This window comes from Fibrobacter sp. UWB10 (assembly GCF_900182935.1).
Lineage (GTDB): Bacteria > Fibrobacterota > Fibrobacteria > Fibrobacterales > Fibrobacteraceae > Fibrobacter > Fibrobacter succinogenes_O.
The window spans coordinates 564,399-579,238 of sequence record NZ_FXUE01000001.1; the positions used below are offsets into that span (position 1 = coordinate 564,399).

General features: G+C 51.8%; 12 protein-coding genes. 6 read left to right on the top strand and 6 right to left on the bottom strand.

Going from position 1 to position 14,840, the window contains the following annotated elements; translation table 11 throughout:
- Positions 1-261 precede the first annotated feature (261 nt).
- Positions 262-459, top strand: a complete 198-nt coding sequence (locus QOL41_RS02355; RefSeq protein WP_072801269.1) for a ferredoxin — start codon at positions 262-264, stop codon at positions 457-459.
- 81 nt (positions 460-540) lie between these two features.
- Here QOL41_RS02355 and QOL41_RS02360 read toward each other — a convergent pair whose 3' ends face one another.
- The 3 genes from QOL41_RS02360 to QOL41_RS02370 form a co-directional block, all read right to left on the bottom strand.
- Complete coding sequence (locus QOL41_RS02360) at positions 541-1,962, bottom strand: LamG domain-containing protein (protein ID WP_283428499.1); 1,422 nt, start codon at positions 1,960-1,962, stop codon at positions 541-543.
- Positions 1,962-2,804 (bottom strand): TIGR02147 family protein, encoded by an 843-nt coding sequence (locus QOL41_RS02365; protein WP_283428500.1) that lies wholly within the window; start codon positions 2,802-2,804, stop codon positions 1,962-1,964. The genes QOL41_RS02360 and QOL41_RS02365 overlap by 1 nt, the downstream gene beginning before the upstream one ends.
- Positions 2,805-3,164: 360 nt before the next feature.
- Positions 3,165-5,573 (bottom strand): Tex family protein, encoded by a 2,409-nt coding sequence (locus QOL41_RS02370; RefSeq protein WP_283428501.1) that lies wholly within the window; start codon positions 5,571-5,573, stop codon positions 3,165-3,167.
- Between the two features lie 304 nt (positions 5,574-5,877).
- Between QOL41_RS02370 and queF the strand changes: the two genes are divergently transcribed.
- Together queF and QOL41_RS02380 are read left to right on the top strand one after the other, a co-directional pair.
- Positions 5,878-6,354, top strand: a complete 477-nt coding sequence (queF, locus tag QOL41_RS02375) for a preQ(1) synthase (RefSeq protein ID WP_283428502.1) — start codon at positions 5,878-5,880, stop codon at positions 6,352-6,354.
- 1 nt (position 6,355) lies between these two features.
- Complete coding sequence (locus tag QOL41_RS02380; protein WP_283428503.1) at positions 6,356-7,072, top strand: queuosine precursor transporter; 717 nt, start codon at positions 6,356-6,358, stop codon at positions 7,070-7,072.
- A 63-nt stretch (positions 7,073-7,135) separates the two neighbouring features.
- Here the strand turns inward: QOL41_RS02380 and sstT are convergent, their stop codons facing one another.
- Complete coding sequence (gene sstT / locus QOL41_RS02385; RefSeq protein WP_283428504.1) at positions 7,136-8,422, bottom strand: serine/threonine transporter SstT; 1,287 nt, start codon at positions 8,420-8,422, stop codon at positions 7,136-7,138.
- Between the two features lie 154 nt (positions 8,423-8,576).
- Here sstT and QOL41_RS02390 point away from each other — a divergent pair, with 154 nt between their 5' ends.
- From QOL41_RS02390 to QOL41_RS02400, 3 genes are read left to right on the top strand one after another with little or no spacing between them, the layout of a single operon-like run.
- A complete protein-coding gene (locus tag QOL41_RS02390; protein WP_173653728.1) occupies positions 8,577-9,710 on the top strand; it encodes a glycosyltransferase in 1,134 nt (377 codons plus the stop codon).
- Entirely contained in the window at positions 9,710-12,241 is a 2,532-nt protein-coding gene (locus QOL41_RS02395; RefSeq protein WP_283428505.1) for a DNA topoisomerase III, read from the top strand. Before QOL41_RS02390 ends, QOL41_RS02395 begins: the two co-directional genes overlap by 1 nt.
- A gap of 8 nt (positions 12,242-12,249) precedes the next feature.
- The gene (locus QOL41_RS02400) at positions 12,250-13,521 is read left to right on the top strand and encodes a glycoside hydrolase family 3 N-terminal domain-containing protein (RefSeq protein ID WP_283428506.1); all 1,272 of its coding nucleotides are present in this window, start codon (positions 12,250-12,252) and stop codon (positions 13,519-13,521) included.
- Position 13,522: 1 nt separating this feature from the next.
- On the opposite strand, the gene QOL41_RS02405 is transcribed toward QOL41_RS02400, so the two are convergent.
- The gene (locus QOL41_RS02405; RefSeq protein WP_283428507.1) at positions 13,523-14,089 is read right to left on the bottom strand and encodes a 3'-5' exonuclease; all 567 of its coding nucleotides are present in this window, start codon (positions 14,087-14,089) and stop codon (positions 13,523-13,525) included.
- Between the two features lie 5 nt (positions 14,090-14,094).
- A complete protein-coding gene (locus QOL41_RS02410; protein WP_283428508.1) occupies positions 14,095-14,700 on the bottom strand; it encodes a hypothetical protein in 606 nt (201 codons plus the stop codon).
- Positions 14,701-14,840 lie beyond the last annotated feature (140 nt).

Consider the following 14,840-nt stretch of genomic DNA (forward strand, 5'->3'; position numbering starts at 1 on the left):
TTGCGGTAAATTTAGAAAAATACAACTCCACTCAAATACATGTATTCAATTTAAAAGATTAATAAACATGCGGGAGGGGCCCCAGCTCGGAGTTGCGAAGGCCGCACGGCCCCCTCCCTGCACCCTCCCCTCCGTTGGCCGACGCTTTATTAATCCTCTTCTGTTCAGTTTTTTCATTTATTTCTTATTTTCCCGTCTGTTCAGAACAAGATTTTGTTATATTGCATATATAAACTCAACCAAGACACAAAGAGGTATATTATGGCAATCACGAAAGTTTGGCTGGACGAATCCAGTGACGAATGCGTCTCCTGCGGCGCTTGCGAAGCTACTTGCGACGCAGTGTTCGAAGTTCCTGAAAAGATGAAGGTTAAGGAAGGCGTTGACTATTCCGCTTACGAAAGCGAAATCAAGGACGCTGCTGACAGCTGCCCGGCCGGCGTGATTAAGTACGAGTAATCATTAGGGGCGCTAGGCGTCCGTAATCTACTAAAACATTTAAAGCTCTGTCTTTTAGACAGAGCTCTTTTTTATGGATTGCTATTTTGCGTATTTTTCGTATTCAGCTTTGACCCAGTCAGCAGAACGAGCGACAGACTCGATGCGAACTTCGTCAATGACGCCATTCCAAGTGTCGTTCGGCAATTCGGAACCACCAATACGGAACGGCAGCGGGGCTGCAACTTCCTTGGGCGTAAACGGGACACCGGCCTTGTTGCTCACGAGCACCCCGTTGATATAGAAGTACAGTTTGCCACCTTCGTTAACGAGCACCAGCAGCGACCATTCATTCATAGGCAGCGTGCCACCACGTTCGACATTGCCCTTGGCAAGCCATGCATAGCCATAGCCCGACAAGTCCATGCCATCGCCCACGGCAACAAAGGAACTTGTCATAAATTCATACTGCAGCTGGAACCTGGACAATCCGGTCATCCAGTCTTCACGTTCTGCAAAGAGGAGCTGGTAAATGCCATCGCCACGGTAACCGTTCCACTTGGTCCATGCGCTCATGGTAAAGTCACCTGCACAGGGGTCAATATCACCCACTTCGACGAACTGACCGACCTTGAGCAGAATGCCCTTGCCCGACACACCTTCCACGTAGTTCACGGAATCGGCGACCGAACCGTCATTGTTATAGACCTTAGCTACGCTATCGGAGCCATCCATGTGGAGGTTCAAGGATATCGCAAGTTCTTCCGTGGTATCGACAGCGGTAGTATCTTTTGCAGTGGTGTCAGGCACCACCGGTTCCGGCGTAGCAGTATCCTGCGGAACAGAAATACCATCGGGCACGTTCACCATAATGCCACCGTAAGCGGCGCCACTATAGTAGTGGTAATCCGAAATCGTGAGCCAGCCCTCGTTCTTGTTTTCGAGAGACGGAATCTTGAGCGTATCGCCCACGACAGCCGTCATGAAGTTGAAACGAGCCTGCGACTGTTCGCTCGCTACGTACACAAGCGAAATGTCGCCCACAGGCATGGCTTCAAACGCGAAGGAACCGTCGGACTTGACTGCCGCAACATCACTGCGCCCCACAATGCGCATGTAACCAGACTTGGCCTCGGCAACGCTACTTTCAAGTCTGCGCGGATGGCCCACCATCACAAGGGCGGCGCCACCATGCTGAATTCGGGAAAGGCCTGATTCGGAACCGTTTTCGGCATAAATCACCACAGAGCGCGTGCTGTCAAACTTCAAACTGAAAATGCCGTTGTCGTCGGCTTCCACCACCACGGAATCTTCGATGGCGGTCTTATCCCAGTTGTCGTAATAAGCCACCACGCGGGCGCGGGCCACAGGCTGGTTCGCCTCAGTTACCACAATACCGCTTGCAACGGAGTTACCGATATCGGTCACGCCACCAGCGGTTTCGTTGCTCTTGGAACAAGAAGTCAAACAAGCCGCAAAAAGAGCTAAAGCCACACCAGAGGCATATTTGAACAAAGTATCCATTATTTTGCCTCCTTTTCAATTTTCTTGCTCATCGGGAACGCCACAAGCATCATCTCGTAAACACGTTCTACATCAAGATCATTCGCAGCCCGTGCGATAATTTTCTTACGGGCCTCCTCCAACACCTCTACTGCATAATTATAAGAACTTTCGCTCATGGCGAGAGTCGTGAACGTCGCAAAGCGCTCGTTTTTGGGCATCGATTCCACAGCGCCAATAGCATGCTGAATATATTCACGACGAATTTGTCGCAGAGCAATCGGCGGAATTTCAGCGGCATCGAGCATTTGCGAGGTGGCTTCGTAACGGTCACCCACCTTTTTGAGCAAATTCCATTCGACCAAGTTCTTGACCGCTTCGCGGGCTTCTTCGGTCGTAATTTGCGGGGTGAGCATACGGGCAAGCACCATGTAGTCGCCATGCCAATCACTGTTCACCGCCATTTCGCGCACAACCGGATAGTACCACTTGCTAAAGTAAGCCTGTTCGCGGGTCGTGACATGTGTAAATTCAATCTGCTTGCGGATCTGAACAATCTGTTCCCAGGCGTTTTCGCGTTCGTTCACCTGCTGCGCCTGGTTGTACTGCACCAAAGCTTCGAAATAAGCCTTCTGCAAAGGCTCGAAGTTCATGGCCTTCGAAATCTTTTCGATGGACTTGGGCGTCAGGTTGAAACGCCCACGGATTACGTTCAAACAATAAGAAGAACTGCTGAAGCCCGCCTTCGCCGCGAAAAAGCGGTGCGAAAAGACGGCGCGCATCTTCTTCTGTTCCTCGAAGTAATCTTGGAGGAACTTGCGGAAGTCGTCGTAATCAAACAGATGTTCTAGCGCAATACACATACCCTTAAAATAAATATTTTTTACACACTAAGCAATAGCGCGAGAAAATTTTTACACACCCCAAATGCCCCTTTAGGGGCTATTTTTGACATTCGTCACAGAAATCGGAACTTTCCGCACCACTTCTAATGCATACAAAAAATTTACACAAGCGTAGGGGCAAAGCCCCTAAACCCTTTTCTATTTATGCGGGAGGGGCCCCAGCTCGGAGTTGCGAAGGCCGCACGGGCCCCTCCCTGCACCCTCCCCATCCTTGGCCGACGCTTTTTTCTCTCCTGTTTTACAGCACACACAAAAAAAAAGACTAGTACACTTGCACTAGTCTTTAATTACAATCAAAATATATTGTTCGAGAACAGATTACTTTGCCTTCTTCATAATCTGTTTGAGCATGGAATTGATTTTGCCAACCTGTACAGGGGCGTTGGCTTTCTTGGGAGCTGCACCCGGGCGGTCCTTGCCGGCGATTTTTGCCTTGAGGTCCGCAAGAGTTGCATGGCCCTGAATGCCGCCCTGCGGGCGGGCATTGCCGCGACCATCGCGGCCGTGGCCACCGAATCCGCCGCGGTTACCGCCTGCGCGCTGGCCACGCGGGCCATTAGCGCCGGCACCTGCAACACCGTCGGTAGATTCCTGCTTCATCGAAAGGCTAATGCGCTTCTGGCCCACATCGACTGCGACCACACGCACCTTCACGATATCGCCAACGGTCAAAACAGTCTTTGCATCTTCCACGAACTTGTCGCTGATTTCAGAAACGTGCACGAGGCCGTCCTGGTGAACACCGATATCCACGAAGGCGCCAAAGTTTGCCACGTTGGTGACGACACCTTCCATCCAGCTGCCCGTAATCAGGTCCTGAATGGTGCGGATTTTGTCGTCGAATTTAGCATAGCGGAATTCCTTACGCGGGTCGCGGCTCGGCTTCTGAAGTTCCTTCATGATGTCGTCCAAAGTAGCCTTACCCACTTCGTCGGAGAGGAATTCTTCGAGGTTGATTGCCTTCACGGCTTCGGCGTTACCCACCATGTCCTTCACAGAAACGCCAGCCTTTTCGGCCATCTTTTCAACCAGGGCGTAGTTTTCCGGGTGAACGGCGGAATCATCCAGCGGGTTTTCAGCACCCGGAATGCGCATAAAGCCGGCAGCCTGTTCAAAGGCCTTCGGGCCAAAGCCCTTCACATTCTTCAAGGCTTCGCGGCTAGCGTAGGCACCGTTTTCTTCGCGGTACTTCACAATGGCTTCGGAAAGCGTGTTGCTGAGGCCAGCCACATGAGAAAGGAGCGGAGCAGAAGCGCTGTTCACGTCAACACCGACCATGTTCACGCAGCTTTCCACCACTTCATCCAGGCGCTTCTTGAGTTCGCGCTGGTTCACATCGTGCTGGTACTGGCCCACACCAATAGACTGCGGGTCAACCTTCACGAGTTCAGCAAGCGGATCCTGCAAGCGGCGGCCAATGGAGATGGCGCCACGAGTCGTCACGTCTTCCTTCGGGAATTCCTGAATAGCGATCATGCTTGCGCTATAAACAGAAGCACCGGCTTCAGAAACAATGACGCGCGGCGGAACCTTGCCCTTGAACTTGGCAGACATTTCAGCGCAGAAAGCATCCGTTTCGCGGCTAGCAGTACCGTTACCGATAGCAATCAAGTCAATCTTGTACTTGTCAATGAGACCCATCAGGTACACAGCAGCACCAGCCTTGTCATTCCACGGTTCATGCGGCTTGATAATGCCGTGATCCATAAACTTGCCATTTTCGTCGAGTACGGCCACCTTGCAACCCGTACGGAAACCCGGGTCGAGAGCGAGCACAGCCTTGTGGCCGGCCGGAGCGGCGAGCAAAACGTCTTGCAGGTTCTTACTGAACACCTTGAAAGCTTCTTCTTCGGCGGCATCCTTGAGCATCAGACGCACTTCGCTTTCCATGCTCGGCTGGAGCAAACGTTCCCAGGCATCCTGGCACATGGCTTCCAAATACGGAGTCCAAGTGGTGTTGCCCTTGATAATCTGCTGCTTGAGGTAGCCAATCATTTCTTCGTTCGGAACTTCGATAGAAAGGCGGAGTACCTTTTCCTTTTCGCCGCGACGGAGAGCCAGCATGCGGTGGCTCGGAATCTTGGAGACCGGTTCGCTAAAGTCGTAGTAATCCTTGAACTTGGTTTCCTGACCTTCGAAATCCTTCTTGACCTTGGAAATCATGACGCCGGTCTTTTCCATCTTGTTACGCAGATACTGACGGAATTCGGTATTGTCGGCGACTTCTTCAGCCAAAATGTCGGCAGCACCCTTGAGGGCGGCCTTCGGGTCGGCAAGACCCTTTTCTTCGGACAAATAAATTAACGCAATCTGTTCGGCGGTATTGCCCGTTTCTTCTTGAGCCCACATCAGGCGAGCCAAAGGCTCCAGTCCGAGTTCCTTGGCAGCGGTTGCGCGGGTGCGCTTCTTGGGCTTGTACGGAGCGTAAATATCTTCGAGGAGGGTCTTGTCCTTACAGGCTTCAATCTGGGCCTTGAGTTCGGGAGTGAGCTTACCCTGTTCTTCGATGCTCTTGAGGATCGTTTCCTTACGGTCCACCAATTCTTGCAGGTAGTCACGGCGGTGGCTAATGTCGCGCAGCTCGATTTCGTTCAGCGTGCCCGTTTGGTCTTTACGGTAGCGGGCGATAAAGGGGATGGTACCACCCTGGTCCATCAGTTCGAGCGCCTTGGCGACGCGCCATACTTCAAGGTTCAGCTCTTCAGCAATAATTGCAGAAAAATCCATAATATGTAGTTTCCGTATTTGTATTCGGTTGAGGGTCTTAAAGCCCTAAGTTCAACCCAGCACCGCAGTGCGGGGTACCCCGGGAGTCAGTTCCAAAGGTAAGGGGAATATAGATAATTCCGATGACAGCTGAGTGTCAAAACGGGGCCTTTCTCTGTAAGTTTATTATAGCGAAATTGTTAACTCACGGAGTCTCAACAACTTACGACCAGCACAAAACCCCTTTAGAACATTGAATATTTTTCTATCTTTGGCCCAGTCAGTTCGAAAACCATCCTGACTTAAAACAAAACTAGGAGACATCATGCGTTCAGAAGCTGAACTCGAAGGCGTTACGCTACTCGGTAACAACAAAACCCAATACAAGACCACCTACAGCCCCGAAGTGCTGGAAAAGTTCCCGAATAAGCATCCGGGTAACGACTACATGGTCACCTTCAACTGCCCTGAATTCACAAGCCTCTGCCCGAAAACCGGCCAGCCGGACTTTGCCGAAATCAAGATCAACTACATTCCGGACCAATTTCTGGTAGAATCCAAGTCCCTCAAGCTTTATATGTTTTCGTTCCGCAATCACGGCGATTTCCACGAAGACTGCGTGAACATTATCATGAAAGACTTGGTGAAGCTTCTGGACCCGAAGTACATCGAAGTCGAAGGCATCTTTATGCCGCGCGGCGGCATTTCGCTCTATCCGTTTGCCAACTACGGCAAGCCGGGCACTGAATTCGAAGCGCTCGCCAAGAGCCGCCTGTTCACCGCCATCGATAGGAGAAAGTAAGATGCCTTTCCAGAACGAAATCATCCTTATCGCCTCTATCTTTGTGTTCTTTGGCGGACTCGTCGCCTTTTTCCGTTTCTTTGGCAAGCAGGGCATTTTCGCTTGGACCGTAATTTGCACGATTGCCGCCAATATCGAAGTGCTGATTTTGGTGCACGCCTTCGGGCTCGACACCACGCTCGGCAACGTGATTTTTGCATCGTCGTTCCTAGCCACCGATATCATGAGCGAAATCTACGGCAAGAAAGAGGCTAGCCGCTGCGTTAAGATTGGCATTCTCGCAAACGTGACCTTCATTCTGATTTCGCAGAGCTGGTTCCTGTATATTCCGGCCGCAGGCGACACCATGGCAGAACCGATTTGCACCGTATTTGCCAACACCCCGCGCGTGATGCTTGCCAGCCTGTTTGCCTACGCCATCTGCGAACTGTTCGACGTGTGGGCCTACCATGCTTGGTGGAAATGGACCGAGAAAAAGTTCGGCGACAGGCGCGGTTTCTTGTGGGTGCGTAACAACGGCTCCACGCTCGTAAGCCAGCTGATTAACGTGGTCGCATTCAACCTGCTCGCCTTCGCAGGCGTGTTCCCGTGGAATACGATTGGCGAAATCCTGGTATTTGGCTACGGAATCTTTATCGTGACATCGCTGATGGATACCCCGTTCGTGTACCTCGCACGCCGAATTTCCGAAAAGCACCCGGAATTACTGAAAGACTAATTACAAAGAGTCTTGATACTAAAATCTTGGCATAAAAAACGCGCCCGGTGAGGCGCGATTTTTTTATGCTTCATGTTCTTCGATTTCGTGTTCTTCGACTTTCTGCTCGCGGAACAAATCTTTAGGCAAGGGCTTGCCTTGCTTGCGCCAAGCAGCATATTCCGCCGTCGCCGTGAATATGGCATCGGTCGTAGAGTTCAGCGCCGTTTCCATACTGTCTTGAATCACGCCGATAATAAAGCCCACAGCCACCACCTGCATGGCAATGTCTGTCGAAACGCCAAAGGGGGCACATGCCAAGGGAATCAATAGGAGCGAACCACCCGCGACACCGCTCGTACCGCAAGCACCGATAGTGGCAAGCAGGCACACGATTATGGTCGACGAAAACGACACCGGAATCCCGAGCGTATGCACCGTGGCAAGCGACATGATGGTAATGGTGATTGCTGCACCGCTCATGTTGACAGTTGCGCCCAGCGGAATAGACACAGAATAAAATTCGCGGTCGAGCCCGAGCCTTTTACAAAGCGCCATGTTCACGGGAATGTTCGCGGCGGAACTGCGGGTAAAGAAGGCCGTAACGGCACTACTCTTGAGGCACTTGAGCACCAGCGGATACGGGTCATGGCGCAACACAAGTCCTACAAGAGCCGGCACCACCACAAGCATCACGAAAAGCATGGTTCCCACAAGAACCAGAATGAGCGAACCGTAAGTCTTGAAAATTCCGATTCCGTTCGTAGAAACCGAGGTATACATAATACCCATGATACCGAACGGGGCCAAATTGATAATCCAGCGAACCACCATCGAAACCGCATTCGACACATCCTGCAGCACGGTAAACGTCACCGGACTTGCAATCTTCTTGATAGCAAAGCCCAGAAAGGCAGCCCAAACCAGAATACCGATATAGTTCGCATCGGAAATAGACGCAAACGGATTCGACACCGCATTCACCAACAAATTATGCAGGATTTCGTAAATATCGGACGGCACGGTCGAAACGTCTGCCGACACATTCAACTCTAGATTCTGCGGGAACATGATGCTCGACCCCACGGCGGCAAAGGACGCTAGCAGCGTACCCACCAGGTATAGGGCAACCACGCGGCCAAAGCGACGATCCAAGCGAGACTTGCCGGTAGCCAGCGAACAGATAATCAAAACAAACACAAGCACAGGCGCTACGGCCTTGAGCGCACCCACGAACAGCACGCCGAACTCGGTAATCCATTTCTGCGAAGGCAGGAACATTCCCAAAAGTGCACCCACGACAATCGCGATGGCGATACGGAGCACCAGGTTTGCATTGTTATACTTATTGATTAAAGCGCTTAATTTCATTCCAAACCTCCTTATATATAGTGGAGACACTATGTAATATAAATATAATTATGGCGTTTTTGCGAGAAAAACGCAGGTGGCGCAAAAAATCAAGGCCATTTTGGCAGGCGAAAATTTTCAACGCCTTTTCGATGAACTAAATTTTGCGCGAAAAATGTTTTTTACGGTGCTCACATACCTGGTCATCGGCCTCTTAGCCGTATTCGGACTATTCTATATAGTCTTGGAGGCGCGGTTCTTCCGTGCGCTCGGTAAAGTGCGCGTGGGAAACTCCGATGTGGAGCCCGCACCCAAGGTGAGCATTCTGATTTCGGCCCGCAATGAAGAGGCCGGCATACGCGAGACTCTGGATTCGGTCCTTGCCCAAGACTACCGAGGTGAATGGGATGTGTGGGTGGCCGATGACCGAAGTGAAGACGGAACTCCGGCAATTCTCGCCGAGTACGCCGCCAAGAACCCCAGACTGCATGTTCTTTCCATCAAGGAAATCCCCGAAGGTGCAAGCCCGAAAAAGCATGCTCTTTCGCTGTTGATTGAAGCCTGCGAGGGCGAAATCTTGTGCCTGACCGACGCCGACTGTCTGGTAAAGCCCACCTGGGTCACGGGAATTGTCGCCGAATTCGAACCGGGAATCGAACTGGTAGCCGGACATTCATACATTCCGACCCTCCCTGGTAAGTCCAGCGTGCTCATTTGCATGCAAGCCGTCGAAACGCTCATTTACCGCGTCGCCGGCACCGCGGGCCTCGCCATGCGCCTGCCGCTTACCAGCACCGGCAACAACCTCGCCTACCGCAAGAGCTTTTTCAAGAGCGTAAACGGCTTTGACAACGTGATCAAGATACAAAGCGGCGACGACGACCTACTGATGCAGAAACTGGCCGCGGACCGCCCTTGGGCCATGCGCTACTGCATAGCCGAGTCGACCTTTGTGACCACAAGTGGCAAAGAAACCTTGAAGGAACTCTGGGAACAGCGCAAGCGCTGGGCATCGAAGACTATATATTATACACCGAAAATCGTATTTGTACTCAGCATGGTGTTCCTGTTCCTCGTCATGCAATGTATCGCTGCGGCTCTATCGCCGTTCAGTTTCGGAATTTTGATGGCGACCATCGTCGCCTTTATCGCCAAATGCATTGGCGACCTGGTTTTAATACTTCGCGGGCTTAGGATCTTTAAGCAGGAGCACCTTTTAAAGTGGTGCATTCCGGTTGAAATTATCCACGCCCCCTTTACCGTGCTGGCCGTGCTTTTTGGCCTGTTCGGACGATTTAAATGGAAATAATGATGGCAACAACAACTAAAAAAGCAACCACGACTAAAACAACAGCAACCAAGACCGCCGCAAAGAAAACGACGAAGGCGGTTAAAGCTCCGGTCGACGGCAAGACCCTGATTATCGCCGAAAAACCGAGCGTAGCCCTGGACCTGGTCCGCGTGCTCGGACAAAAGAACTTCAAGAACGAAAAGACCCACTACGAAAGCGACACCACCATCGTGAGCCATGCCATCGGCCACCTGGTCGAAATCGCCGACCCCAAGGAAATTGACGAGAAGTATAAGAAGTGGGAAATGAGCACGCTCCCCATGCTCCCCAAAGAATTCCCGCTCGTCGCCACACCGGCTACCAAGGGTCAGCTTTCCGCCCTTAGCAAACTCATCAAGCGCAAAGACGTGACGACCATCGTGAACGCATGCGATGCGGGCCGCGAAGGTGAACTGATTTTCTTCTATATATTACAGTATGTGCTCAAGGGCAAGTTCACAGGTAAGACCATCAAGCGCCTGTGGATGCAGAGTATGACCCCGGCCGCCATCAAGGAAGCGTTCGAAAATATGCGCGACGGCGCCGAAATGGAAAACCTGAAGGCCGCCGCCCTTTGCCGTAGCGAAGCCGACTGGCTGATTGGCATGAACGGAAGCCGCGGCCTTACCGCCTACAACAGTTCCATGGGCGGATTCCAGGTGACCCCGTGCGGCCGCGTGCAGACGCCGACGCTTGCCATTATCGTGAACCGCGAAGAAGAACGCCTGCAGTTTGTGCCTCAAAAGTTCTGGACCGTGGAAGCCGAATTCGACAACGACGGCAGCCACTACCCCGGCAAGTGGTTCACTACCAGTAAGGAAGACGGCAAGGACAAGGTCAAGCAGATTTTCGACGAAAAGAAAGTCAAGGAAATCTTGAAGAAGTGCAAGGGCAAGGCCGGCACGGTTGAAGAAACGTCAGCCCCCTCGCTCCAGAAGTGCGGCCCGCTGTACGATTTGACGACTTTGCAACGCGAAGCGAACAACCGCTTCGGCTTTAGCGCCAAGACTACCCTTTCGATTGCGCAGGCTTTGTACGAACGCCACAAGGCGACCACCTACCCGCGTACCGACAGCCGTTGCTTGCCCGAAGACTACGTGGCACCAGTAAAGGCGACCCTCGGAAAGATTGAAGGTCCACTCGCCAAGTTCGCCGAGACCGCCCTCAAGAACAACTGGGTTGTGAAGACTCCCAAGGTGTTCGACAACTCCAAGATTTCGGACCACTTTGCAATCATCCCCACCGGCGTGATGCCTACGGGCCTGACCGAAGCCGAACAAAAGATTTTCACGATGATTTGCCAGCGATTCATCGCTGTGTTCTTCCCGCCTGCCAAGTACGAAAACACCACCCGCGTAACGACCGTGGAAGGTGAAACCTTCCTCACCGAAGGCAAGGTGCTGGTGGACCCGGGCTTCAAGGCTGTGTACGGTAAAGACAGCGACGACGAATCCAGCATTCCGGCCCTGAAGGGCAAGTCCGCAAAGACGGTCGCCCTCGAAGAAAAGGAAGACTTTACCAAACCGCCTGCACACTACACCGAAAGCACGCTCCTTTCGATGATGGAAAGCGCCGGTAAGCTAGTGGAAGACGAAGAACTCCGCGACGCCATGAAGGAACGCGGACTTGGAACGCCGGCAACTCGCGCCGCTATTATTGAAAAGCTCGTCAGCGACAAGTACGTGGTTCGCGACGGCAAAGACATGATTCCGACCGCCAAGGCATTCGACCTGATCAAGGTGCTGAAGGCCATGGACATCGAAGCGCTCACCAGCCCGGAACTCACCGGCAACTGGGAATATAAAATGGAGCAAATCGAGAAGGGCAAGGAAACCCGCGAAAAGTTCATGGAAGGCATCGTCGACATGACGCGCACCATGGTCAAGAACATCAAGGGATTCAAGGAAGAAAGCACCACCGGCGAAGCCCCGTTTAGCCCCGTGAACGGCAAGAAGGTTTTCGAGACCGTGAGCCGCTACACCACCGAAGACGGCATCGTGATTCGCAAGATGATTGGCGGCAAGAGACTGACTCCGGAAGAAATCACCGAGCTCTTGACCAACCGCAAAATTGGTCCGCTCACCGGATTCCGCAGCAAGCGCGGTGCCGAATTTTCGGCCGTCGTCATCATCAACGACGAAAACAAGATTGAATTTGTATTCGAAGAAAAACCCGAAGAAGTAGAAGTCGGAGCCGAAGTCGGCAAGTCGCCTGTAGACGGCGCCGCTGTGTACGAGACCATGACCGGCTACGTGAGCGATTCTTACTTGAAGAAGGAACCCAGCGGCATTACGCTCCCGAAGATTCTCTTGGGCAAGGAAATCCCGCTCGAAGAAATCAAGAAGATGCTCGCCGGCGAAAAGACGACGCTCCTGAAGGGCTTCCGCAGCAACAAGACCCACCGCACCTTTGACGCATACCTTTATTTGGATAAAGGCGGCAAGCTCAAGTTCGACTTCCCGCCCCGTGAATTCAAACCGAGACGCTTTGGCAAGAAAAAAGCCGAGTAGCCCGCGGAATGCACCTAAAAAGAGCAGTCACATTTTTACTTGCGGCATTTGCCTTTGTGCAGGCAGAGGATTCTCTGTCTGACGTGCAGTTTGTTCCGCTGAATTCTCTCACGGAATCTATCGCAAGCGAACAGGCAGATTCGTCTAACGCAAGCGCGGAACCCGCAAGCAGTTCAGCGACAAGCGCACCATACACAGCAGAAGCCTTACCGCAAACCGATTCAGTGCAGACGCCCTACGGACTCCCCCGCGAACTCATGCCACTGTGGGATTCGCTGACCATTAAGCAGAAAGCAGCGCAAATGGTAATGGTGTACCTCACCTCGTCGCAATTCATTATCGAAAACGAAATCGGCGGAGTGCTTATCACAGGCCAGCACCTTCGCTCAGCAAAACGCTACCTGAACACGATGGCCGAAATCGACTCCGGCCTAAGAATCCCGCTCGTCGTCGCCACGGACCAAGAAGGCGGAATCGTCAACCGACTGGCCTCTTACTCCGATACATGGCGAGGCATTCCCAGCGCACTGGAAATGCGACGCATGGATTCGACAGACATCCACTCGCTCGCCAACAAAATCGGAAGCGCACTGAAAGAACTCAAAATAAACATGAACCTGGCTCCCGTTCTTGACCCTTCTAAAGACAGCCGCGGCAAGAATTCGTTCATGGAAGAAAGCCGCCGCTCCTGGGGCAACGACACCACAAACGCATTCAAAGTAAGAGCATTCGTCAAGGGCATGAGCGAAAACGGAGTCATTTGCGTTTCCAAGCATTTCCCGGGTTACGACAGTTGGACCAATAGCGATCACCAAATTGCCGTGAGCGCAACCCCCAGGGCGAAGATTGCAAAGAACGTGAGCTTCTTCAAGACACTCGCAAACGACATTCCCGTGACCATGATGAGCAGCGTAAGCTTTGTACGCATATCAAGCCGCCCCGCTGTATTCGAGCCAAAGATTGTCAAAATGGCCCGCGATATGTCGCCCGAGACCGTCATATTGACCGATGACCTGTGGGGCGTCAGCCTACGCGCCTGGATTAGCGGCAACGAACGTGTCCGAAGCAAGAACTACCCCGCCAAGGATTTTAGAAAACTCGTACGCACCGCCTTGATGGCCGGCAACGACATGTTCATGATTACCTACTCGTCAAAAGCGGTAGAAATGATCAACTATCTGGCAGCACTTTCTAAACAAAGTAAATATTACAGGCAGCGCATCGAAGAATCTGCAGCAAGAATTCTGAAGATGAAATATAAGGCGGGAATTATCAAATAACCTAAATTGCCTCGACTTTCGCTTTCTTGGGAGTCGAAAGATTCTTGACTTCTTTCAGAATCTTTTCGGGCCCGACTTTATTGAAGGCAAGCTTCAAAATCTCAGCCGCCGCCAGCGCATCGTCTAAAGCGCGGTGATGATTGAACTCCGGCAGTTCTAGCGCCTGCGTCAACTTATGCAGGCTGTAACTCGGAAGCCCCGGGAAAAAGCGACGAGAAATCTTGACCGTGCAAAGCCTCGGCGGGTCGATCTTGATGCAACAGCGCTTGAGTTCCGTACGCATAAACTTGATATCGTACAGCACGTTGTGTGCCACAAAAATGCGGTCTTTCAAGAGTTCAGCCACCTCTTCGGCAATCGATGCAAACTGAGGCTTGCCCTGCACCATTTCGTCGGTAATACCCGTCAAATGCTGCACAAAAGGCTGAATCGGCATACCCGGGTCAACTAGTGCCGAATAAGTCTTGACTACTTCACAATCATCTAAAAGAACAATGCCTATTTCGGTAATGCGGCCCACTTCGGCCGTACCACCCGTCGTTTCTAAATCTACTACAGCAAACTTCATGGGGGCTATTTAATCGGAATGTCGAACTCCAGAGTCTGCTTGGCTGATTCGCTCACGACTTTTGCCCTGAGCACCTTGGATTTAGGCTTTGCATACAGCGGCACCACCATCAAATTCATGATGCTACTGGATTCACTCGGGGTGGCTTCGCTATCGCGTGCCGTCTGCGAGAAAATCGGCTTTTTACCCTTGTCATAAATGTAATACGTCAACTCGCGCGGAAATCCCGGCTTGATCTGTTTGGTGGCAACCTGGAAATACACCATGCCACCCTTCGGCACCTTACGCAGGCTGTCTTTAATTTCTTCTTCGGTGGCGAAATCGCCTTCCATCATCATGCGAACATCTTTCTTGATTTTGTTCACGCTTTCATACTGAACGGTAATCTGGAACTTGGCATCTTCGGGAATGGCACTCGGGCGCACATCGCGAATTTTTGCGTTGTTCTGGTAGTATTCCCAACGGCCGTTGTCGTGCAAAATCACTGTCGAGCCGTTAGAAGTCGTCGCCACAATATCTTCAGCAAAAGAATTTGTCGCAGAAAGCAACAAAACCATCGCCAGGACCCATAAAAAGCCAACCGACCCACATACCCAAACATTAAATTTCATTCAGACCTCGTCCGTTTTACCCAAATATAAGCCATAAAATCGAAAAAAGGCGAAAAATAAGAAATTTATGTAAATCGTAATATTCGTTTCTGTGTAAAAAGCGCGTTTTCAGCCCGAAATCGTCATTTTTTTTGTAAAAT

What these genes read in the sequence shown, in the direction of transcription:
- QOL41_RS02410 (WP_283428508.1), bottom strand. Translation starts at nt 14,700, where the DNA reads ATGAAATTTAATGTTTGGGTATGTGGGTCGGTTGGCTTTTTATGGGTC.
- QOL41_RS02355 (WP_072801269.1), top strand. Translation starts at nt 262, where the DNA reads ATGGCAATCACGAAAGTTTGGCTGGACGAATCCAGTGACGAATGCGTC.
- QOL41_RS02360 (WP_283428499.1), bottom strand. Translation starts at nt 1,962, where the DNA reads ATGGATACTTTGTTCAAATATGCCTCTGGTGTGGCTTTAGCTCTTTTT.
- QOL41_RS02390 (WP_173653728.1), top strand. Translation starts at nt 8,577, where the DNA reads ATGTTTTTTACGGTGCTCACATACCTGGTCATCGGCCTCTTAGCCGTA.
- queF (WP_283428502.1), top strand. Translation starts at nt 5,878, where the DNA reads ATGCGTTCAGAAGCTGAACTCGAAGGCGTTACGCTACTCGGTAACAAC.
- QOL41_RS02365 (WP_283428500.1), bottom strand. Translation starts at nt 2,804, where the DNA reads ATGTGTATTGCGCTAGAACATCTGTTTGATTACGACGACTTCCGCAAG.
- sstT (WP_283428504.1), bottom strand. Translation starts at nt 8,422, where the DNA reads ATGAAATTAAGCGCTTTAATCAATAAGTATAACAATGCAAACCTGGTG.
- QOL41_RS02380 (WP_283428503.1), top strand. Translation starts at nt 6,356, where the DNA reads ATGCCTTTCCAGAACGAAATCATCCTTATCGCCTCTATCTTTGTGTTC.
- QOL41_RS02405 (WP_283428507.1), bottom strand. Translation starts at nt 14,089, where the DNA reads ATGAAGTTTGCTGTAGTAGATTTAGAAACGACGGGTGGTACGGCCGAA.
- QOL41_RS02400 (WP_283428506.1), top strand. Translation starts at nt 12,250, where the DNA reads ATGCACCTAAAAAGAGCAGTCACATTTTTACTTGCGGCATTTGCCTTT.
- QOL41_RS02395 (WP_283428505.1), top strand. Translation starts at nt 9,710, where the DNA reads ATGATGGCAACAACAACTAAAAAAGCAACCACGACTAAAACAACAGCA.
- QOL41_RS02370 (WP_283428501.1), bottom strand. Translation starts at nt 5,573, where the DNA reads ATGGATTTTTCTGCAATTATTGCTGAAGAGCTGAACCTTGAAGTATGG.